This window comes from Gordonia namibiensis NBRC 108229, from assembly GCF_000298235.1.
In the GTDB taxonomy this organism is placed as follows: Bacteria; Actinomycetota; Actinomycetes; order Mycobacteriales; family Mycobacteriaceae; genus Gordonia; species Gordonia namibiensis.
On the sequence record NZ_BAHE01000008.1, the window covers coordinates 68691 to 88697 of the forward strand.

21 protein-coding genes are annotated in these 20007 nt (G+C 66.8%); 10 read left to right on the top strand and 11 right to left on the bottom strand.

Annotated elements, in window-relative coordinates; translation table 11 throughout:
- Nucleotides 1-43: 43 nt before the first annotated feature.
- A complete protein-coding gene (locus GONAM_RS04290; RefSeq protein ID WP_006865551.1) occupies nucleotides 44-1573 on the bottom strand; it encodes a DNA-3-methyladenine glycosylase 2 family protein in 1530 nt (509 codons plus the stop codon).
- Between the two features lie 106 nt (nucleotides 1574-1679).
- Between GONAM_RS04290 and GONAM_RS04295 the strand changes: the two genes are divergently transcribed.
- The 3 genes from GONAM_RS04295 (at nucleotide 1680) to ychF (ending at nucleotide 4560) form a co-directional block, all read left to right on the top strand.
- Nucleotides 1680-2009 carry a hypothetical protein gene (locus GONAM_RS04295; RefSeq protein WP_245548566.1) on the top strand — a complete coding sequence of 110 codons (330 nt, stop codon included), beginning with the start codon at nucleotides 1680-1682 and terminating at the stop codon, nucleotides 2007-2009.
- Nucleotides 2010-2093: 84 nt separating this feature from the next.
- Nucleotides 2094-3395, top strand: coding sequence for an AI-2E family transporter (locus GONAM_RS04300; RefSeq protein WP_006865553.1), 1302 nt, complete (start codon nucleotides 2094-2096; stop codon nucleotides 3393-3395).
- A gap of 85 nt (nucleotides 3396-3480) precedes the next feature.
- Nucleotides 3481-4560 (top strand): redox-regulated ATPase YchF, encoded by a 1080-nt coding sequence (gene ychF, locus GONAM_RS04305; RefSeq protein WP_006865554.1) that lies wholly within the window; start codon nucleotides 3481-3483, stop codon nucleotides 4558-4560.
- A gap of 83 nt (nucleotides 4561-4643) precedes the next feature.
- Here ychF and GONAM_RS04310 read toward each other — a convergent pair whose 3' ends face one another.
- On the bottom strand, nucleotides 4644-5075 hold the full coding sequence (locus GONAM_RS04310) for a carboxymuconolactone decarboxylase family protein (RefSeq protein ID WP_006865555.1): 432 nt from the start codon (nucleotides 5073-5075) through the stop codon (nucleotides 4644-4646).
- Between the two features lie 102 nt (nucleotides 5076-5177).
- Here GONAM_RS04310 and GONAM_RS04315 point away from each other — a divergent pair, with 102 nt between their 5' ends.
- Nucleotides 5178-5615, top strand: coding sequence for a VOC family protein (locus GONAM_RS04315; RefSeq protein ID WP_006865556.1), 438 nt, complete (start codon nucleotides 5178-5180; stop codon nucleotides 5613-5615).
- Nucleotides 5616-5670: 55 nt separating this feature from the next.
- Here GONAM_RS04315 and GONAM_RS04320 read toward each other — a convergent pair whose 3' ends face one another.
- Entirely contained in the window at nucleotides 5671-5970 is a 300-nt protein-coding gene (locus GONAM_RS04320; RefSeq protein WP_051992468.1) for a hypothetical protein, read from the bottom strand.
- A 121-nt stretch (nucleotides 5971-6091) separates the two neighbouring features.
- Between GONAM_RS04320 and GONAM_RS04325 the strand changes: the two genes are divergently transcribed.
- Together GONAM_RS04325 and GONAM_RS04330 are read left to right on the top strand one after the other, a co-directional pair.
- On the top strand, nucleotides 6092-7498 hold the full coding sequence (locus GONAM_RS04325) for an amino acid permease (RefSeq protein ID WP_006865558.1): 1407 nt from the start codon (nucleotides 6092-6094) through the stop codon (nucleotides 7496-7498).
- Nucleotides 7499-7600: 102 nt separating this feature from the next.
- Nucleotides 7601-9019 (top strand): purine-cytosine permease family protein, encoded by a 1419-nt coding sequence (locus GONAM_RS04330; protein ID WP_006865559.1) that lies wholly within the window; start codon nucleotides 7601-7603, stop codon nucleotides 9017-9019.
- Between the two features lie 15 nt (nucleotides 9020-9034).
- On the opposite strand, the gene GONAM_RS04335 is transcribed toward GONAM_RS04330, so the two are convergent.
- The gene (locus tag GONAM_RS04335; RefSeq protein ID WP_006865560.1) at nucleotides 9035-10591 is read right to left on the bottom strand and encodes a PucR family transcriptional regulator; all 1557 of its coding nucleotides are present in this window, start codon (nucleotides 10589-10591) and stop codon (nucleotides 9035-9037) included.
- A gap of 86 nt (nucleotides 10592-10677) precedes the next feature.
- Between GONAM_RS04335 and GONAM_RS04340 the strand changes: the two genes are divergently transcribed.
- Complete coding sequence (locus GONAM_RS04340; RefSeq protein WP_006865561.1) at nucleotides 10678-11163, top strand: nucleoside deaminase; 486 nt, start codon at nucleotides 10678-10680, stop codon at nucleotides 11161-11163.
- A complete protein-coding gene (locus GONAM_RS04345) occupies nucleotides 11160-12131 on the top strand; it encodes an isopenicillin N synthase family dioxygenase (protein WP_006865562.1) in 972 nt (323 codons plus the stop codon). The genes GONAM_RS04340 and GONAM_RS04345 overlap by 4 nt, the downstream gene beginning before the upstream one ends.
- Before the next feature lie 12 nt (nucleotides 12132-12143).
- Here GONAM_RS04345 and GONAM_RS04350 read toward each other — a convergent pair whose 3' ends face one another.
- From GONAM_RS04350 to GONAM_RS04365, 4 genes are all read right to left on the bottom strand, one after another.
- On the bottom strand, nucleotides 12144-13451 hold the full coding sequence (locus GONAM_RS04350) for a S1C family serine protease (protein ID WP_040535353.1): 1308 nt from the start codon (nucleotides 13449-13451) through the stop codon (nucleotides 12144-12146).
- Between the two features lie 77 nt (nucleotides 13452-13528).
- Complete coding sequence (locus tag GONAM_RS04355) at nucleotides 13529-14056, bottom strand: SRPBCC family protein (protein ID WP_006865564.1); 528 nt, start codon at nucleotides 14054-14056, stop codon at nucleotides 13529-13531.
- On the bottom strand, nucleotides 14053-14757 hold the full coding sequence (locus GONAM_RS04360) for a hemerythrin domain-containing protein (protein WP_006865565.1): 705 nt from the start codon (nucleotides 14755-14757) through the stop codon (nucleotides 14053-14055). Before GONAM_RS04360 ends, GONAM_RS04355 begins: the two co-directional genes overlap by 4 nt.
- 30 nt (nucleotides 14758-14787) lie before the next feature.
- Entirely contained in the window at nucleotides 14788-15435 is a 648-nt protein-coding gene (locus GONAM_RS04365; RefSeq protein ID WP_083876379.1) for a TetR/AcrR family transcriptional regulator, read from the bottom strand.
- Nucleotides 15436-15521: 86 nt separating this feature from the next.
- Here GONAM_RS04365 and GONAM_RS04370 point away from each other — a divergent pair, with 86 nt between their 5' ends.
- A complete protein-coding gene (locus GONAM_RS04370) occupies nucleotides 15522-15977 on the top strand; it encodes an acetyltransferase (protein ID WP_006865567.1) in 456 nt (151 codons plus the stop codon).
- 119 nt (nucleotides 15978-16096) lie between these two features.
- Nucleotides 16097-16960 (top strand): AraC family transcriptional regulator, encoded by an 864-nt coding sequence (locus GONAM_RS04375; RefSeq protein ID WP_006865568.1) that lies wholly within the window; start codon nucleotides 16097-16099, stop codon nucleotides 16958-16960.
- 42 nt (nucleotides 16961-17002) lie between these two features.
- Here GONAM_RS04375 and GONAM_RS04380 read toward each other — a convergent pair whose 3' ends face one another.
- The 3 genes from GONAM_RS04380 to cynS all read right to left on the bottom strand — a co-directional run bounded on the left by GONAM_RS04380 (nucleotide 17003) and on the right by cynS (nucleotide 19975).
- Nucleotides 17003-18829, bottom strand: a complete 1827-nt coding sequence (locus GONAM_RS04380; protein WP_006865569.1) for an MFS transporter — start codon at nucleotides 18827-18829, stop codon at nucleotides 17003-17005.
- 61 nt (nucleotides 18830-18890) lie between these two features.
- Entirely contained in the window at nucleotides 18891-19373 is a 483-nt protein-coding gene (locus GONAM_RS04385) for a MarR family winged helix-turn-helix transcriptional regulator (RefSeq protein WP_006865570.1), read from the bottom strand.
- A gap of 149 nt (nucleotides 19374-19522) precedes the next feature.
- Nucleotides 19523-19975 (bottom strand): cyanase, encoded by a 453-nt coding sequence (gene cynS / locus GONAM_RS04390; RefSeq protein WP_006865571.1) that lies wholly within the window; start codon nucleotides 19973-19975, stop codon nucleotides 19523-19525.
- Nucleotides 19976-20007: the final 32 nt, after the last annotated feature.

Consider the following 20007-nt stretch of genomic DNA (forward strand, 5'->3'; position numbering starts at 1 on the left):
GATGGAGTCGGTGTCAGGTGAGGCGTCATCGGAGGTCCGCTCGTCATACGGCCTCGCCGGAGCCGGCGAGGCGGTGTCGCCACAGGTGCATCGTCGCGTAGGAGCGCCACGGTGCCCAGTGATGCGTGTCGCGCAGATCGACGCCGAGGTCGGCGGCTGCCCGGGCGACGATCAGGTCGTTCGCGAGCAGGACGTCGGGATCACCCGTCACCCGCATGGTGACGATGTCGGCGGTCCAGGGGCCGATGCCGGGCAGCTCGATCAGTTGCGCACGTAGATCAGACGCATCGACCCCCACATGCGGTTCCACCCGACCTTCGGCCAGGGCCTCGGCGACCCCGATGACGGCATCGATCCGGCGGCTCGGTCCGCGGAGGACGGCCCGTCCGTCGGCGGCGATCGCGGCCGCGGTCGGGAATGCTCTCGGAACGTCTCCGTCGGTGGGGCCTGCGTCGTGCAGCGGTCGGCCCAGAGCGTCGACGAGCCGATCGATCTGGTGCCGTGCCGCCGCGAGACTGACCTGTTGGCCGAGCATCGTGCGGATGATCGTCTCGGCGGGGTCGAGGCTGCCCGGCACACGAAGGCCGGGTGCGCCCTCGATCAGGGGGCGCAGTGTCGGGTCGGCGGCGAGGGACTCTTCGGCGGCGGTGATGTCGGCGTCGAGGTCGAGGAGTCGGCGCACACGGTTGACCGCGGCTCCGAGGTCGCGCATGTCGAGATGGGAGAGGACCACGCCGACGTGGTCGTCGTGGGGTTCGATGTCGGCGATGGCGGGTCCGTGGGGGAGAGCGATGACGCGCCGGAACCGCCAGCCGAGCGTTGCGTCGGCGTCGTCGATGACGGTCTCGACCCCCGTCGCCGCGTGTGCGGACAGGAACCAGCGCATCCAGGTCCAGCGGTAGGGCGCGCGGAACGGCAGGCGCAAGGTCACACTGCCCGGGGCCGATACCGCGTCGGATTGCGACCGGTCGCGGCGGTGGCGGAGGCGGCGGAGTTCGGTCGGGGTGAGCCCGAAGACGGCGCGGATGGTGTCGTTGAACTGCCGGATGCTGGCGAAGCCGGCGGCGAACGCGACGTCGGACATCGGCAGCGCCGTGCACTGGATCAGCACCCGGGCGTTGGTGGCGCGGTGTGCGCGGGCGAGTGCGAGCGGTCCGGCGCCGAGATGGTCGGTGAGGACCCTGTTGAGGTGCCGCGGCGAATACTTCAGCCGCGCAGCGAGACCGGCGACGCCCTCACGTTCGACGACGCCATCGGCGATCAGCCGCATCGCCCGGGCGGACATGTCGGCGTTGACGTTCCACAACGGCGAACCGGGGACGGCGTCGGGGGCGCATCGTCGGCAGGCGCGGTAGCCCTGCTGCTGCGCTGCGGCCGCGGTCAGCACGAACGCGACATTGTGCGGTCGCGGTGTCTGCGCGGGGCAGGAGGGACGGCAGTAGATCCCGGTGGTGCGGACGGTGACGAAGAACTGGCCGTCGAACCGGGCGTCCCGGGCCTGGACGGCGCGGTAGCAGCGGTCGAAGTCCGGAGCCGAACCCGGGACTGCCTGGTCGACGGATGCTGTGGTCACCTGTCCACTCTGACATCCGGAGCGAACGAGTTCTGGCGGAAATCGGACGCGACATCTGACCGCGATTTCTGTGATCTGAGTAACAGTCCTATGGCACGATGTCGCCATGTCCACACGGTTCGATGGTCGCCGCGGAAGCCGGCACGACGACCTCCCCCTCGCCGGCCTTCCCGGATGGGGTCTGGAGATGATGATGGGCCTGTACGGCCCGGAGACGATCAAGCGCGCCCTGGAAGAAGAGGCCGAGCAGGGCGTCACGCCCGTGTCGTGGGACCACGGGCGAGCCGACGGTTCGTCGAGCGGGCCGGTCGACCCGCCGGACGTCGAGATGTGCGGCCGGGGTGACGTGCCGCCGGTCTTCAACCAGGTCGACGCCGAACTCGAGGCGGTCAACTCGCTGATCCGCTTCCTCGGGCGCAAATTGCGCCGACGCTGACCGGTCCGGAAGGTTCGCGAAACCGACGGGTGTCATCCGTCGCGTCGACGCCGCAATGTCATCGCGGTGTGTGAGGATCCACGGGTGACTGACAGCTCGAAGGATCAGCGTGCAGACGGCGAGGCCGGAACCGACAACCCGGACTCCGTTCCGGTAGGTGCCGACACCGTCCTCGGAGGCGACGCCGTTCTCGGCGGGGTCGAGGAGAAGACGTACCCGACGCGCGCCCAGGTGATGATGGCCGGCCTGCGCTCCTGCGCAACCGTCGGCCTGCAGATCGTGCTCGTCGCAGCCGCGCTGTGGGTGCTGTTCTGGCTGCTCGGCAAGTTCTGGGTGATCCTGCTGCCGGTCCTGCTGGGCATCATCGTGTGCACGATCCTGTGGCCGCCGGTGCGTTGGATGCGTAATCACGGGGTCCCGGCCGCAGCGGCGTCGTTGGTCATGATGCTGGTCGGGCTCGGCGTGCTCGGCGGGGTCATCGGCCTGATCGTGCCGTCGATCGTCTCCCAGGCTCCCGAGCTCGCCAACCGTGCGACCGACGGTGTGAAGCATCTGCAGGACTGGGTCCAGGGGCCGCCGCTGAACATCGAGGACGAACAGCTCGACAACATCGTCAATGCCATCACCAGCAAGCTCCAGTCGAGTGCGTCGACCATCGCCTCGGGTGTCTTCAGTGGTGTGGGTACGGCGACGTCACTGCTGGTCACCGTCTTCACGTCGTTCGTGCTGGTGTTCTTCTTCCTCAAGGACGGTCCGAAGTTCGTGCCGTGGCTCGACCGCTCGGTCGGCAAGCCCTCCGGCACCCACGTCGGCGAGGTCCTGACCCGGATGTGGAACAGCCTCGGCGGCTTCATCCGCACGCAGGCGATCGTCAGCTTCGTCGACGCCGCGCTCATCGGTCTCGGTCTGTTCATTCTCGGTGTCCCGCTGGCCGGGGTGCTGGTGGTCGTCACGTTCCTCGGCGGGTTCATCCCCATCGTCGGTGCGTTCGTCGCCGGTGCGCTAGCCGTGCTCATCGCGCTCGTCTCCAACGGCCTGACGACCGCGCTGATCCTGCTCGGCGTCATCTTGCTGGTGCAGCAGCTCGAGGGCAACGTGCTGCAGCCGTGGCTGCAGGCCAAGTCGATGGATCTGCACGCGGTGATCGTGCTCCTCTCGGTCACCCTGGGAGGCACCCTGTTCGGCATCACCGGCGCCTTCCTCGCGGTGCCCGCGGTCGCGTCGCTGGCGGTGGTGCTGCGCTACCTGAACGAACAGATCGCCGAACGGGCCGGAGAGACCCTGGCCCCCGAAGGCGCGCCGGTCACCAAACAGAAGGGCGTCCCCGACAAGGAGCCGCCCACGGACCCGCCGAACCCGGTCAAGGGTCTGCTGGACCGCGACTGACGGCGGGGCCGGCGATCGGAGCCGACGCAGCCTAGGCCCGACGCAGCGTCGGGCCGCCCGGCCGGTGCCGATAGACTGGGCGCCCGTGAGTCTCACCCTGGGAATCGTCGGTCTGCCCAACGTCGGTAAGTCGACCCTGTTCAACGCCCTGACCCGTAACGATGTGCTGGCGGCCAACTACCCGTTCGCCACCATCGAGCCCAACGTGGGCGTGGTCGAATTGCCCGACGCGCGACTGAAGCGTCTCGCGGAGATCTTCGGCAGCGAGCGCATCCTGCCCGCCACGGTGTCGTTCGTCGACATCGCCGGCATCGTCAAGGGCGCGTCCGAGGGTGAGGGCATGGGCAACCAGTTCCTCGCCAACATCCGCGAGGCCGACGCCATCTGCCAGGTCGTCCGCGTCTTCGACGACGGCGACGTCGTGCACGTCGACGGCCGCGTCGACCCGTTCGCCGATATCGAGGTCATCGAGACCGAGCTGATCCTCGCCGACATGCAGACCCTCGAGAAGGCGATCCCGCGTCTCGAGAAGGACTCGCGCAAGAACAAGGACCTCGTCGAGACCCTCGAGGCGGCCAAGAAGGCGCAGGAGATCCTCGACAGCGGCAAAACGCTGTTCTCGCAAAAGGATTCGTTCGACCTGTCGTCGGTGCGTGAGCTTCACCTGATGACCGCCAAGCCGTTCCTCTACGTCTTCAACTCCGACGAGGGCGTGCTGACCGACGATGCGAAGAAGGCCGAACTGCGCGCAGCCATCGCACCCGCCGACGCCGTCTTCCTCGACGCGAAGGTCGAGAGCGAACTCCTCGAACTCGACGAAGAGGACGCCCAGGAACTGCTCGACTCGATCGGCCAGACCGAGCCCGGCCTGACGTCGCTCGCCCGCGCCGGTTTCCACACCCTCGGCCTGCAGACCTACCTGACCGCAGGTCCCAAGGAATCACGCGCCTGGACGATCCGCCAGGGCGACACCGCCCCCAAGGCCGCCGGAGTCATCCACACCGACTTCGAGAAGGGCTTCATCAAGGCTGAGATCGTGTCCTTCGCCGACCTCGACGAGGCCGGCTCGATGGCCGCCGCCAAGGCCGCCGGCAAGGTCCGGATGGAGGGCAAGGACTACATCATGCAAGACGGTGATGTGGTCGAGTTCCGCTTCAACGTCTGATTACCGCCTCCGGGCCAGGCCGCTGCGAGATCTCGTTGCGTTGTGTCGCGGAAACCGCGACGCAACGCAACGGCTGCTAGCCGTCAGGGTCCGACGGGGTAGTGACTCCGAATCGCGACGCGGTTCCACGCGTTCATGACGACCGTGAGCCAGCTGACCGCGGAGATCTGTTCGTCGTTCAGCGAGCCGTTGTCCCAGTCCTCGCGCGCCGGGACGGACAGCCGGGTGACTTCCTCGGCCAATCCGAGGGCGGCCTGTTCCTGGTCGGTGAAGTACTGCGACTCCCACCACGCGGCGACGACGGCCAGCCGATCGGACGTCTCGCCCTTCGCGATGGCGTCGCGGGTGTGCATGCGCAGGCAGAATGCACACCCGTTCAGTTGTGACACACGGATTTTCACCAGCTCACCGAGTAGGGGATCGAGCCCGGCCTGTTTGACCGCTTCGTCGGCTTCGCCGTTCAGCGCGATCAAGCTCTTGTAGGCGGATGGGTGCTGTTTGCTGAGATTGACCATGTTCCCCGACGCTACGCCCGACGGAATCCCCGATCCATAGCTCGAATTCGCGGTCACCGCGATGTGAAGCTATGAAACGGCGGTCAGAGTTACCGTGGCGACATGGCCATCAAGCTCGAGAACGTCGGAATCGCAGTCCGCGACATCGAGGCGGCGATCGCCTTCTTCACCGACCTCGGTCTCACCGTCGTGGGCCGCGATGAGGTCAGCGGTGAATGGGCTTCCACCGCAGTCGGTCTCGACGGCAACCACGCGAAGATCGCGATGCTGCAGACACCCGACGGGCAGGGGAGACTCGAGCTGTTCGAGTACATCCACCCCGACGCCATCGAGACGACGCCGACGCTGCCGAACGAGATCGGCATGCACCGCGTGGCCTTCTCCGTCGACGACATCGATGCGGCGCTCGAGATCGCCGCGAAGCACGGCTGCCATCCGCTGCGCGGCGTCGCGAACTACGAGAACATCTACAAGCTCACCTACCTCCGCGGCCCCAGCGACACCATCGTGATGCTCGCGCAGGATCTGACGAGGAATTGATGCCTCACGGCACGGAGACGGTCGCGAAGCCGGGAGTCACGTTCCCCTGGATTCCCTAGAGCATCGTGATAACCACCTGCCCGCTCCCGGTTCGTAGTTCCGCCTCGGGCGGGAAGCCGTTCAGGCCGTTCGACATCCGGGCCGCCCCGGTCGCGCCCGTCGACAGATTGAGCCAGCGCACGTCGGCGTAGATCAGGCAACCCCAGCGCTCGCGTTCGGTTCCGGTGATGGTCACGACGCCGCGTTGTTCGCCGACCTCGGCGCCGCACCGGATCGCCGGTGCGTCGAAGCTGCCGTTCGGGTTGCCGAGCGGTGCCGGGTTGAGTTGGAACCGACCCGCTTCATAGCTGGGAATCGCGCCGTACGCGGGTTGGAGCTATGAAACAGCCGGTCAGGTTTCGGCGGTACACCGGTTGGGCACATCCGGGAACGGCGCCCGTCGTGGCGTGGAACACACGGATGGAAGCGATGCCGCGATGAGCGAAACACCGGCGCGAGTGAGCGCCTCCGACCGGCCGGCCGACCGGCTCGGATCGAGCCTCAAGCCCCGCCACATCACGATGATCTCGATTGCCGGGGTCATCGGCGCCGGTCTGTTCGTCGGCTCGGCGAACGCGATCGAGAAAGCCGGCCCGGCCGTGCTGATCTCGTATGCGCTCGCGGGGACGCTCGTGGTGCTGGTCATGCGGATGCTCGGCGAGATGGCGACCGCCGACCCCGACACCGGCTCGTTCTCCGTCTACGCCGACCGTGCCCTCGGCAGGTGGGCGGGCTTCTCCGTCGGCTGGCTCTACTGGTGGTTCTGGGTGCTGGTGATCCCGGTGGAGGCCACCGCGGCCGCGGCGATCCTCACGGATCTGATCGGCGGCGCCCAATGGATGTGGGCGCTCGCGGTGACGATCGCCCTGACCGTCACCAATCTGGTCAGCGTCGGCAACTACGGCGAGTTCGAGTTCTGGTTCGCGCTCATCAAGGTCGTCGCCATCGTTGCCTTCATCGTGGTCGGCATCCTGGCGATCCTGGGTCTCATCCCGCACTCGGGCGTAAGCGGTCTGCATCATCTGTGGGAGCCGGATGGCTTCATGCCCAACGGCTTCGGTGCGGTCCTCGCGGGGCTGCTGGTGACGATGTTCTCGTTCATGGGCACCGAGATCGTCACCATCGCGGCCGCAGAATCGCCTGACCCGAAGCGCGGCATCACCAAGGCCGTGAACTCGGTGATCTGGCGGATCTCGCTCTTCTACATTGGCTCGATCTTCGTCGTCGTGGCTCTGATGCCGTACGACCAACTCTCCGACGGCTCGTACCAGTCGGTGCTCGAGGCGATCGGGCTGCCCGGTTCGGCGCTGATCATGGACCTCGTGATCCTCACGGCCGTGGCGTCGTGCCTGAACTCCGCGCTGTACACGGCCTCGCGGATGCTGTACTCGCTCGGCAGTCGGCGCGACGCCCCGCAAGCAGTTCGGTCGCTGACGGGCAACGGCGTGCCGTGGGTCGCGGTGCTGGCGTCGATGATCGTCGGCTTCGTCGCCGTCATCGGCAACTATGTGTTGCCCGACAAGATCTTCGGCTACCTGCTCGCAACCAGCGGTTCGGTCGCGCTGTTCGTCTACCTGAGCGTCTCCGCCAGTCAGCTCGTGCTCGGCCGGTCGCTGCGGGCCAGGGGAGAACAGCCGCCCGTGCGGATGTGGCTGTTCCCGTACCTGACCATCGTGGTGATGGTCTTCATCGTCGGCGTGCTGGTCCTGATGGCCTTCGACGACGAGCAGCGGGAGGCCATCGGGTTGTCGGCGTTGTCGGCGGTGGTGATCGTGACGGTCGGCGTCGTGCTGCATCGACGACGCCCCGCTGAGGAACGGGCGCCCACCTCCGGGCACGTCTGACCGCGTGGATATCGCTCCCGAGTCGATCTGTCTGTCGGCACGGTGCGCTCACCGGACAGACTGTCGGTTGCCGACCGCTGCGCTGACCAGGAGAGTTGCGCCATGGCAATCGGCGCACCCTTGAACAGTCCCGACGCGACGGACGCCCCGCAGGGCGGTTACGGCGACAAGGTGCTCGCCGTCGAACCCGGCGGCAACGAGGCGATCCCGGTCGATGCTCGGCACGGGACGCCGCGCGGCCTGTTCTGGACCTGGACCGCGCCCAACCTCGAGTTCGCGACGATCTTCGTCGGTGTCATCTCGATCCTGTACTTCGGACTGTCGTTCTGGCAGGCCGTCGCGGCGATGGCCATCGGCAACCTGCTCGGGGCCGCAGCGCACTTCCTGCTGTCGGCGGAAGGTCCGCTGCACGGGGTCCCGCAGATGGTGCTCGGGCGCCTCGCGTTCGGCTACCGCGGCAACATCCTGCCGGCCACCTTCATGGCGGTGATGTGCGGCGTCGGATGGTTCGCCACCAACAGCGTCAGCGGCGCCTTCGCGTTGTCGACGCTATTCGGGATCACCCCGTTGCTCGGGTTGGTCGTCATCGTCGTCGCGCAGACCGCCTTCGCGTTCTTCGGCCACAACCTGGTCCAGCGGTTCGAACGGATCGCCGCTCCCGTGCTCGCCGTCATCTTCGTGGTCGGCGCGGTGATCATCTTCGGCAAGTCCCACGTGTCCACGCCGTCCGCCGACGGCGGCTTCTCCATCGGTGGTTTCCTGCTGACCATGGGCGCCGCGTTCGGCTACACCGCCGGGTGGACCCCGTACGCCGCCGACTACACGCGCTACCTGCCGCCGACCGTGTCCAAGGTCAAGACGGGGCTGTTCGCCTCCTCCGGTCTTTTCCTCTCGTGCACGTTCCTGATGGTGGTGGGTGCGGCGTCGGTGACCATCGGAGACCCGGTGTCGGACAACCCGACCGAGGCGTTCACCGCCAACCTGCCGAGCCTCGTCGCCGATCTCACGCTACTCGCGATCGCCGTCGGCGCCGTCGCCGCGAATGCGATCAACGTCTACTCCGGTTCGATGGCGTTCCTCGCCATGGGATTCCGGCTGCCCGTGGGCCTACAGCGCGCGCTGGTGACGGTGTTCTTCGGCGTCGTCGGCTTCCTCGTCGCCTGGTGGGCATTGGCCGACGCAGCGGCGTCGTATGAGGCGTTCCTGCTCCTCGTCGCGTACTGGATCGGGCCGTGGCTGGGCGTGGTCTTCGCAGATCGCTTGCTGCGCAGGGAACCGCCGACGCTCGCTCTCCTGTACGACACCCGCTACGCGAACTGGGGTGGGGTCGCCGCGTTCGTGCTCGGCCTGGTTGCCTCGGTCCTGTTGTTCTGCAACCAGGAGCGGTTCGTCGGGTATGTCGTCAGGGCGGTGCCGGAGCTAGGTGACATCGGCGCTTTCGTCGGCTTCGCGCTCGCGTTCGGGCTCTATCTGATCCTCGCCCGGGGACGAGTGGCGCAGTCCCAGCGGACCCCGTCCTGAGCGGGTCTCCCAGAGTCAGGCGCCGACGTCGTCCGACACCCGGGAAGCGTTGATTGCCAGCAATATCGATGTGTAGACCGATGCAGCGGTGGGGTCGAACCCCAACAGACTCCTGATTCGGTCGAGGCGCTGATAGAGACTCTGCCGCCCGATGTGCAGCGCCGCCGCCGAGCGCGTCGCGCTACACCCATGGCGCAGATGGACATCGAGCGTCGCGACCAGCTGGGTGGACTGTTTCGCATCGTGTTCCACCAGTGGGGCCACCAGGGACTGCAGGTCCGACCGCGTCCGCGGGTCGATTGCGTGCACGACGTCGTCGGCAACCAGTTCGCGACCGGTGAAGACGCAGCGGGTCCGGTCTTCGCGGACGTGCAGGGCGGCGCGGCCGAGACGACCGGCGTTGTTCCGCAACGACTCCGCGATCGCCGCGACGATCTCGATTCCGGGTGAGGAGTCGCCCAGCCGGAACGCCTCACCGACGACGACGGTGATCCGTCCGGCGCCTCCGGCAGCCTTGTCGACCGCGTCTGTGACGTGGTCGACGGGGTCCTCGGCCTCCGCGGGCACCGCGACCAGCCCGTAGACCGTCGCGTCGATCGTCGCCTGGACCAGCCCCGACGTCGACGACGCGGCGCGCGTGAGAACCGACTCGGCCATCCTCGGATCGGGCGCATCGGCGGCCACCGTCACGAGGCGGGTGCTGTCCATGGCGGGCACGCCGGCGCCTGCCAGCCGCGCGATCAGGTCCGCGCGACGCAGCGCGCGCCCACCGACCATCTCCTCGACGAGGCGCGCCCCGACAGCCGAATGCCTTGTGCCCGAGCGTGTCAGCGTCGAGGCGATCGGTCCGGCGGCCGCCCTCAGCAAGGCGGTCAACTGGGGAAGAGGCATCTCGGGTCCGTCGGCGGAAGCCACGAGTCGGGCGATCTCACGGTCGCGGGCGATCACCGGAACCGAGACCGGAGACGCATCGACGAGACGCCACGCCGACCGATCGTCGTCGACGCCGTGCACGGCGAGGAGTGCACCTCCGGACCCGACCAGAACTAGTGCCCTACCGGTTGTCTCGGACACATGCGCCAGCATCCGGGCAACCCCGCCCGGTGACACGAGGTCGTCGTGGAGGGCGTCGTCGAGCGCGGTGCGGCGTCGCAGTTCGTCGATCTCGTCGGAGACGATCGCGGTGTTCGCGTCGCGACACACGTCGATGAACGGCAGCACACGGTTCAGTTCGATGATCGGCAGACGTGCGGCCGACCCCTCGCGGACCATCTCCTCGGGAACGGCGTCGAAGGTCCGGCCGATCTCGAAAGCGAGTCCGGCGACCCCGCGTTCGGCGAGATCACGCACGTAGTGACGCCTCGTGCCGGCGTCGAGGCCGCCGAGTCCCAATCCGGTGGTGAGCAGGAGTTCTCCGCCGGAGAGCAGTGGCCCGATCTCGAAGATCTCGCTGGAGTGGACCCATCGAACCGGGACGTCGAGGTGGTCGTGGGCGGTGAGCACCCGCGGGTCGGCGGGATCGAGGTGCCGATGGATGACGTCACGCAGCGACGTGGTCGAGGAGCCGGGCATGAGAGGACGATATGCACGTTCGGCGTCCTGTGCAGCGCGACGAAGTGTCAGTTGCCGCTCGATGGCCGGGTGGGCACGCTGTCGGTATGAGTTCCCGCACCGACGCCGACTCGGGTATCGACCTCTCGCACCTGCTCGACACCGCCTACCGACAGGCCCGGCTGGGTCTGGAAGAGGGCGGCATCCCGATCGGTGCCGCCTTGTTCTCCGCCGATGGAAAGCTCCTCGGCGAGGGTCGGAATCGTCGTGTCCAGCACGACGACCCGTCGGTGCACGGTGAGACCGACGCATTCCGCGCGGCCGGCCGGCAGCTGGATTACTCGTCGACGATCATGGTCACGACCCTCGCACCGTGCTGGTACTGCAGCGGACTGATCAGGCAGTTCGGCATCGGCGCGGTGGTCATCGGGGAGAACCGTTCGTTCCAGGGCGGTGAGGACTGGCTCGCCGAACTCGGAATCCCGGTCACGATCCTCGACGACGAGCGCTGCGTGACGATGATGTCGGAGTTCATCGAATCCAAGCCCTCGCTGTGGAACGAGGACATCGGCGTCGTCGGGGACGAGGCATGACCGACAGTCCGATCCTCACCGTCGACCTGTCCCGCTGGCGCGCGGGGGGAGCCGATGCCGCGGCGATGTGCGCCGCGGTGGACGAGTCCCTGCAGAAGGCCGGGTTCCTGCTGGTCACCGGACACGGCATCGACCCGGCGCTGCCCGCCGAGCTACGTGCGGCGGCGCGAGCGTTCTTCGCGTTGCCGACCGAGGTGAAGCAGAAGTACGCGGTCGGTGTCGGCGGACGCGGCTGGATCGGGCCGGGGAAGGAAGCCAACGGATATGCCGAAGGAACCGAGACGCCGCCGGACCTGAAGGAGACCTATAACTCCGGCGCCCAGACGCCGGTGGGTGTCCCGGAGATCGATGATTACTGGTTCGCGCCCGATGTCTGGCCGACCGAGGCTCCCCGGTTGAAGGAACTGTTCACCGCGTGGACCGCGGAGTGCAAGGCGCTCTCCGACGACCTGCTCGCCCTGATGGCCGCGTCGCTCGGGTTCGCAGCCGCCGACAATCCGTTCCGCGATCTCGCCGGCAACGCGACCTGGACGTCGAACATCAACCACTACCCGGCGATGACGGTGCTGGGGCAACCCGAACCGGGGCAGTACCGCATCGGGCCGCACACCGACTTCGGGACCGTGACCGTGCTCGACCGGGAACCCGGGTCCGGCGGGCTGCAGGTCTACAGCCAGGACGGCGGCTGGGCGGACGCTCCCTACGATCCCGCCGCACTGACGGTCAACATCGGGGACCTGCTCGAATACTGGTCTGGTGGACGATGGCCGGCGGGACGCCATCGTGTGCTGCCGCCGCAGCCCGACGCTCCCGAAGAAGACCTGATGTCGCTGATCTTCTTCTACGAACTCGACCATGACGCGGTGGTGACCCCGATCGGCAAACCCCTGGCACGTCGAGAAAATCTCGAACCCGTCGTGACGGGAGACTTCATCCGGGAACGTCTCGACGCGATCACCGTCGGCTGAACCGGGCTCCGATCAAGGAATCTGACCGAACGGGTTGCCTCCGAAGGGAAGCCGTGAACCTTCGGGCTGTCCGTCGGATTCGGGTACCGTCGTCTGCTGCTTGTCGACGCTGCTGCCCAGCTTCACCTGGACGGTCCGGGCATCAGATCCCGAGCCGATGGTCACGGGTACCGTCGCACCCGGGTCGTACGTCAGGACCTGTGCCATCAGATCGGCGTAGTCGGCGACCGGGGTGTCGCCGACCTTCGTGATCACGTCGCCGGTCGAGATACCCGCCGACGCGGCCGGTCCGCCCTGTTGCACCGTGACCTTCGCTCCGTCCTCCCGGCTCGAGGACGACAGCGAACCCGACACTCCCAGAACCGGTTTGGTTGCCTCACCGTTCTTCAGCAGTTGGTTGGCGATGCGCTCGGCGGTGTTGATCGGGATGGCGAAGCCGAGACCGAAGGACTGCGGACCGCCCGCGGAGGCCTGTCCGGTGTCCACGGCCGAGTTCACCGCGACGACCTGCCCTTGCAGATTCACCAGCGGCCCACCGGAATTGCCGGGGTTGATGGGAGTGTCGGTCTGCAGTCCGTTGTAGACCGTGACCCCGGAACCGGTTTCGTCGCCGGCGGTCACGGTTCGGGACAGCGCGCTGACGATGCCGGAGGTCACCGTGTTCGAAAGACTGTCGGGGCTACCGACAGCCACCACCTGTTCGCCGACCTGCAGGGCGTCCGAGTCGCCGAGCGTCGCCGCGGTGAGACCCGACGCCCCGTCGAGTTTGATCACCGCGAGGTCGTACGACGGCGACGTCCCGGTGACGGAGGCCGGGTACTGCTTGCCGTCGCTGGTCGTCACGACGATCTTGCTGCCCGATCCCGCACCCGCGACGACGTGGTTGTTGGTGAGGACATAGCCGTCCGACGACAACACGATGCCGCTGCCGACCGCGCTGCCCTGGGCCATCTGCACCTTGATGTCCGCGGTCGACGCCGACGCCACCTTCGCCGCGTAGGTCACCGACCCGGGCTTGACGTCGCCGGCGTCGACCGCGTTCGCGGGCCGGGAACTGAGTGTCGGCACGGCCGGTGCGGCCTGATGGTCGAGCAGCGCGCTGCCGCCGACGCCGATGGCGCCGCCGAGGAGCCCGGCGAGCAGGGCGGTCACGACGATCGGCTTGGTCACGGTTCGTGGCCGTGGCGATCCGGATGACGGGACGGGCGCGGGTGGAGGAGCGAAGGACGGGCCTTCCCACCCGGCGTACGGGGGCGACGGATGGCCGGGTTGACCCAGCGGTTCGGTGGGGGTGTGGTCGGGCGACTGAGGTGCGTTCACGGCACCACGATGCCGGGCATCCTTGAGAGCAGGCCGCTGGTTTCCTGCGAACTTCCTGACAACTCGGACGGCGGATTTCAGGTGTTGCTCGGATTGATTGTCAGGTGTCGGGGGTCGGGAGTCTCCTTGCGCGGCCGGGCTGCTGCGAGTCCGGCCAGCCGTTCGAGATCCTCGGCGAGCGCGGCCCGCCGATCGCGATGCCCCTTGACGAGCCACCAGTAGAAGCGGTCGAGACCCGGTGCGATACGCAGCAGCTCATACGTCTGTACGATTCTCGTCCCATAGCCATCCGGCTCGAGGGTGATTCGCCATTCGGTGCAATCGAAGGTCGCCATCAGGCCACGGGTTTTCCATACCAGGACGTGAGGCGGTTCGACCACGGTGAACACGCACGACCGACTCCACAAGTAGATGCCGGACTTGTTGGTTCCGCGGAAACGAACGCCTGGTGCTGCTGCCTTCTCGGGGCCGACCCAGTGTGCGCCCCGGCACTCGTGGCTCCATTCGCCTACCCGCGTGACGTCGGAGATGATCTCGAAGACGACCTCGGGTGGGGCGTCGGCGAATGCTTCGGTGTGGCCGCGGTGGGCGAGACGCCGAGTCATGACGCGTTCCTCGCGCCGACGGTCACCGGGCCGATCTTCGACGCCGGCCCGTGCCCCCACATGAGTTCGGCCCGACGCCGGTAGCCGCGGGCGAAGGCGTGCACTAGAACGAACCGCGGAATAGTTGGCACGACACGGTAGATCAGGTTTCGGTCCTCGTCGTTCAGGCCGTCGACGACCCAGTGGCCCTCCCGGCCGAGTTCGGCGAAACCTTTTGGCTTGACGAAGTACACGTGCTCGACGTCGCGGAACTCGGCGGTGCTGATGGTGGCCGCGACGACCGGCATGGCGTCGAATTCCTCCCGTTCGAGGTGGGGAAGCAGTACATCGGAGAGTCGATCTAGCCTGTGGATCAACGACTCCCGTGCCTCCGGGTCGGCGCGGTAGGCGTGGGCGCCCTCGATCAGCGCCTCGACGGCGGGCGCGATGCGGAGATGGTCGGCCTCCATGTCGTCGAGAAGTGCTGCGACATCCGGGTTTCTCCTTCTGATGAGGGGCCAGAGTCCCTGGTCCTCGCCGGTGTGATGCATGTGGAGGAAGTCCATCATCCAGATGAGGTGATCGGCGAGTGCCCGGCGCTGAGGGTCGCCGGGAGTCGGCGGTGATGCGAGGACGACGCGAGCCCGTTGCAGGTCGCGTCGTAGAGCGCTGTGCACTATGCCCATGCTTCGGGTGTCGGCGGGTTCGGGCGGGGTGGACATGGTCCTGTCCTCTCATTCGAAGGGCTGCTGTCAAGCTGGACCCAGCAGTCGCAAAGTGGTGTCGGCGAGCCAGTCCCGGTAGCGCGATTGGCTCCATCCGGCGTTGTTGACGAGCAGGTCGTAGACCTCGGTGCTGATCACGGCCCACAAACCCTCGGCTTCGTCGTCGGTGAGTGTGCGTCCGGCGACAGCTTCACCGGCTGTCCGTACGTCTGAACGCTGTCGGCGGTACGCCTCGGCTAGTTTGGCGGCCAGTTCGGTGTCGGAGGAGGCGCCTTCACGCAGTGCTCGGTACAGACCCGTCGTGCGGCCGTAGATCTCGGCAGCCAGAGCGGCTCCGGCTGCCGCACGTTCACGACGATCGCCGGCGGACATCGCGGTGAACCCGGAACGGTCGACTAGGGGAACCGGTTGATCGTCTCCGACGACCGCCACGTCGAAGGCGGTGAGAAAAAGTCGTGTCTTCGACCCGAACTTGGCATAGACGGTCTCGAAGGACACGCCTGCCTCGGCTGCGATCTCTCGTACCCCGACCGACCAGCCCCGTTCGCTGAACATTCTGATGGCCGTGTCGAGCACCCGTGCCCGAGTTTCTGCAGCCTGGTCACGTCGCCGTGACGAGTCGTAGTTTCTCCGCGTCCTGGTGGCTGCGGTGGCCTGCCGGTCAGATGTGCCCATACCTGAGTATGCGACTGAGGTCAATTTAATACAAGTGGTGTCAGATCAAATTTTGATCGCGTGATCTGCGCTGATACAACAATGCGATGACTTCACCGGTCAGCCTGCGCGCGTGCCACGGTCCGGACGAGTACCCGCACCTCGTCGCGATCTGGCGTAGCGCGGTCGACGCGACCCACGACTTCCTCGCCGAGCCCGATCGGGACGAGATCGAACGTCAGCTGGCGCCGAGCTACTTCCCGCAGGTCGAGCTGACCGTCGCCGATGTCGACGGCAGCCCGGTCGGATTCTCCGGAACAGCCGGGTCGGGTCTGGAGATGCTTTTCGTCCACGCCGACACCCGCGGCAGCGGCGTCGGCACCGCATTGCTGGAACATGCTCTCGACGCCGGGGTGACGACGGTCGACGTCAACGAACAGAACGATCAGGCCGTGCAGTTCTATCTCCGACGCGGGTTCGAGGTGACGGGACGCAGCGAGCACGATGAAGCGGGCCGGCCGTATCCGTTGCTGCACATGACTTTGCGCGCCACCGTTTCATAGCTCCAACCCGCGCCTACCGCGGGTTGGAGATATGAAACGAGGTGGCTGACATTTCCTGCCCGGAACGGTCGGGTACGAGGCCGTGCGGGGCGACCATGATCATGGACGAAAGGAGAGCCATGATCGGCACGCTCAACGCGCTCATCGACCTCGTCGACCGGAACACCGACGAGCCCATCGACCTCGCCGGCTTCGCCCGGTCCCACGGGACGACGGAGTACCACCTGCGCCGGATGTTCGCCTCGCTGGCCGGGATGCCGTTCTCGGAGTATGTGCGGCGTCGTCGGATGACCCTCGCGGCAACGGATCTCGTGAGCAGCGACACCGGCCTGCTCGATCTCGCGGTGTGCTACGGCTATTCGTCGGTCGAGGCGTTCGGCCGGGCCTTCCGCTCCGTTCACGGTGTGTCACCGTCGGACGTGCGGGCACATGGCGGTCCTTTCGTAACACAAGCCGTACTCAGGTTCCGCCTGACCGTCGAAGGGAGTCGTCCCATGGACGTCACGATCACCGACCGACCCGCATTCGTACTCGCCGGGCACGCAGCACAGGTGCCGCTCATCTATGAGGGAGTCAATCCGCACATCCAACAGCACATCGCGTCGATAGCGCCCGAAGAACACGCACGACTCAAGTCGCTCAACGACACCGAACCCGCCGGCATCCTGGCCGTCACCGCTGGAAGCGAGCCCGACGCGCCGGAAGGAACACCGATCACCTACCTGCACGGTGTTGCGCTGCAGGCGGATTCGACGGTTCCGGAGGACCTGTCGAGCATCCCGGTATCCGCCGGCGCGTGGGCCACGTTCCGGTCGTCCGGTCCGTTCCCGCAGACGCTCCAGGAGACCTGGGCCGCGACGGCCACCGAGTGGTTCCCGTCGAATCCGTGGCGACTGCGGCCCGGACCGACCTTCGTCCGCTACCTCGAACTGACCGGCTCGCACGCCGACGCGGAGATCTGGATGCCCGTCGAGCGATCCTGAGCACGTTTTATAGCTCCAACCCGCGCTCACCGCGGGTTGGAGCTATGAAACCGAGCGGCGGTCGGCGTCGACCAGTTCAGCCGGTGACTCACCGGACTCGGCGGCCACAGCGGCGAGCGTCGCACCGGCGGATTCGCTGTTGCGCTGGTCGTCCGGTGCCGCCGGGCAGCCGGCACTCGGTGTACGTGGCTTCCGCGAGTTGGTGAACAGCGATGCGACAGCGCCGATCACACAGCACACGATGGCGAAGGTGAAGGCGGCCAACAGACCGTCAGCGAACGGCGAGCTGATCAGGTGCGGGAAGAAGTCGAGGCCGGTGAGAGTCTCGCGACTCGCGTCGGGCAGCCCGTTGAGCTGATCGCCGAGAAGCATCTCGATCGGGTTGTATCCGAGGAACGCGGCGAACAGCACTGCCACTGCGGGGAGCTGCGCGATCTGCGAGGCCTCGCCTGCCGAAACCCCGTTCTCGACGAGACCGGACTGCATCGTGTCGGGCAGGTGGGTCGCCAGTCCGCTGATCATGAGGCTGAAGAACAGGCCGATCGACAGCACCATCGCGGTGTTCTGAAAGGTCGTCATCATGCCCGATCCGGAACCGCGGGCGTCGGCGGGCAGGCTGTTCATCACCTCGGCGCGGTTCGGCGAGGAGAACAACCCCATCCCGATCCCGTTGAGCAGCAGGATGACCGCGAACACGGGATAGGAGAAGTCGACGGGCAGTGCGACGAGACCGGCGAACGTGCCTGCCGTGAGGACCATCCCGGTGGTGGTGAACCACTTGGTGCCCAACCGGTCGGACAGTGCGCCGGATATCGGTGCGGTCAGCAGGAAGCCGACGGTGATCGGGACCATGTAGATCGCGGACCACAGTGGGGTCTTCTCGAAGGTGTACCCGTGCTGCGGTAGCCAGATGCCCTGCAGCCAGATGATCAGGATGAACTGCAGACCACCACGCCCGATCGAGCCGGTGAGGTTGGCGAGGTTGCCGAAGGTGAACGAGCGGTTGGCGAACAGGTGCAGGTTGAAGAGCGGTTCGGCGACCTTGGTCTCGATCACCACGAACGCGGCCAGCACGAGCGAACCGCCGATGAGGCAGCTCAGCACCATCGGCGAGGTCCAGCCCATCGCGCTGTCCCCGTAGGGCTGGATCCCGTACGTGATGCCGACGAGAACGGCCACGAGTCCGACCGCGAAGGTCACGTTGCCCCACCAGTCCATCTCGGCGTGTTTTCGCACTCCGGTGTCCTTGAGCTTCAGATATGCCCAGACCGTGCCCAGCACCCCGAACGGCACCGACACGAGGAAGATCAGGTGCCAGTGGATCGGTGCGAGGACGCCACCCACGAGCAGACCGAGGAACGAGCCGGCGATCGCCGCGACACCGTTGATGCCCAACGCCAACCCGCGCTGCTCGGTGGGGAAGGCGTCGGTGAGGATGGCCGACGAGTTGGCCATCAGGAACGCGCCGCCGATGCCTTGGACGACGCGCCAGAAGATGAGCCAGATGGCGGCCGACGAACCGTCGAACCAGGTGACGGCCAACAGGATCGACGAGATCGTGAAGATCAGGAAGCCCATGTTGTACATCCGCGCCCGGCCGAACATGTCACCGAGCCGCCCGAAGCTGACGACCAGAACGGCGGTCACCACCAGGAAACCCATCATCATCCACAGCAGATAGCTGGTGTTCTGGGGTTCCAGCGGATTCAGGTGGATGCCTCTGAAGATGTCCGGTAGTGCGATCAGCACGATCGACGAGTTGATCGTGGCGATCAGCATGCCGAGCGTGGTGTTGGACAACGCGATCCACTTGTAGTGCGGACCGTGGTCGTCGGCCGTAGAAACCGGGCCGGTCGGTGACATCGTCATGGTGCTCCTGAGAACCGTTGGGGCGCTGGGCGCGCGGCGAACACGAGGAAGTGCAGTGGTGTCAATCCGTCGGTTCGTCGGCGGGCGGTCCGGAGCCGGTCAGTGCATCGGCCAGAGCGGCGATCGTCGGGGCCAGGTTGTCACGCACCGACGGAACCAGAGCCGCGACCGCGTCGGACAGGAGCTGCGACCTCGCCGAGTGCGCATGGTTGATCACCGCTACACCGGATGCGGTGGCCTGAAGGAGACGAGCGCGTCCGTCGTCGGGATCGACGGTGCGCTCGACGAGACCGCGCTGTTCGAGGTTGGCCACCACTCGCGAGGCGGTGGGCATACCGATCGACTCGATGTCGGCGAGGGCGGACAGGCGTAGGGGGCCGTGGTTGATGACGGTCCAGAGCGCAGAGCTGAGTCCGGCGGTGAGGTCGTCGCTACCGCCGGTGGCCCGCAGGGTGCGGAACACCCGGACGAGGTCGCGGTAGAGCGCGGCCATCTCGGCGGTGTCCTGGGTCGGCTGGGTGGCGGCGGCATCGAGCGAAGTCATCTGGCCCCTCCTGACGAGCAGTCGTAGGACGCCAGATTAGTTGCTTGATGCGAAGTAAACGAATCGTAAGGAGCTGGTCATGGGGACGCGGGGAACTGAATGAACTGGGGGATACTGACCGAACCGGAGCGTCGAACCTCCGGCGCAGGTCACCAGTTGTAGTCGAGGAACTTCCCGTCGAAGGTCACGACCACGCGGTCGCCACCCGGGTCGGCGCGTCGGGCGATGTCGACCTTGAAGTTGATCGCACTCATGATCCCGTCGCCGAACTCCTCGTGGATGAGTTCCTTCAGCGCCGGACCGTAGACGTCGAGGGCCTCGTAGAAGCGGTAGATCGTGGGGTCACTGGCGGCGGCCTCGTCCGGAGTTCGGGTCGGTTGCTGCCGCAGGCTCTCGGCGACGCCCTCGCCGAGGCCGAGCATCTCGACCACGACGGTGGCCTTGTCCGCCGGTACGGGGTGTTTCCCGAGCAGAGCAGCGACCGTCCACACAAGCGGTGCGTCGATCTTCTCGGCGATCGCCGCCCAGGTGAGTCCCTGCCGGATTCGGGCCGCGACGATCAGGTCGGCGGCGTCGGACTTCGGCATGATCGGAGTGGTCATCGTGTCTCCTCGTCGATTCGGCGATGCTCCCT

Bases quoted from the DNA above. Each gene is read 5' to 3' on its own strand.
- GONAM_RS04375 (WP_006865568.1), top strand. From the start codon at position 16,097: ATGATCGGCACGCTCAACGCGCTCATCGACCTCGTCGACCGGAACACC.
- GONAM_RS04385 (WP_006865570.1), bottom strand. From the start codon at position 19,373: ATGACTTCGCTCGATGCCGCCGCCACCCAGCCGACCCAGGACACCGCC.
- GONAM_RS04380 (WP_006865569.1), bottom strand. From the start codon at position 18,829: ATGACGATGTCACCGACCGGCCCGGTTTCTACGGCCGACGACCACGGT.
- GONAM_RS04325 (WP_006865558.1), top strand. From the start codon at position 6,092: ATGAGCGAAACACCGGCGCGAGTGAGCGCCTCCGACCGGCCGGCCGAC.
- GONAM_RS04345 (WP_006865562.1), top strand. From the start codon at position 11,160: ATGACCGACAGTCCGATCCTCACCGTCGACCTGTCCCGCTGGCGCGCG.
- GONAM_RS04330 (WP_006865559.1), top strand. From the start codon at position 7,601: ATGGCAATCGGCGCACCCTTGAACAGTCCCGACGCGACGGACGCCCCG.
- GONAM_RS04335 (WP_006865560.1), bottom strand. From the start codon at position 10,591: ATGCCCGGCTCCTCGACCACGTCGCTGCGTGACGTCATCCATCGGCAC.
- cynS (WP_006865571.1), bottom strand. From the start codon at position 19,975: ATGACCACTCCGATCATGCCGAAGTCCGACGCCGCCGACCTGATCGTC.
- GONAM_RS04340 (WP_006865561.1), top strand. From the start codon at position 10,678: ATGAGTTCCCGCACCGACGCCGACTCGGGTATCGACCTCTCGCACCTG.
- GONAM_RS04310 (WP_006865555.1), bottom strand. From the start codon at position 5,075: ATGGTCAATCTCAGCAAACAGCACCCATCCGCCTACAAGAGCTTGATC.
- GONAM_RS04315 (WP_006865556.1), top strand. From the start codon at position 5,178: ATGGCCATCAAGCTCGAGAACGTCGGAATCGCAGTCCGCGACATCGAG.
- GONAM_RS04355 (WP_006865564.1), bottom strand. From the start codon at position 14,056: ATGACTCGGCGTCTCGCCCACCGCGGCCACACCGAAGCATTCGCCGAC.
- GONAM_RS04370 (WP_006865567.1), top strand. From the start codon at position 15,522: ATGACTTCACCGGTCAGCCTGCGCGCGTGCCACGGTCCGGACGAGTAC.
- GONAM_RS04360 (WP_006865565.1), bottom strand. From the start codon at position 14,757: ATGTCCACCCCGCCCGAACCCGCCGACACCCGAAGCATGGGCATAGTG.
- GONAM_RS04365 (WP_083876379.1), bottom strand. From the start codon at position 15,435: ATGGGCACATCTGACCGGCAGGCCACCGCAGCCACCAGGACGCGGAGA.
- GONAM_RS04295 (WP_245548566.1), top strand. From the start codon at position 1,680: ATGTCCACACGGTTCGATGGTCGCCGCGGAAGCCGGCACGACGACCTC.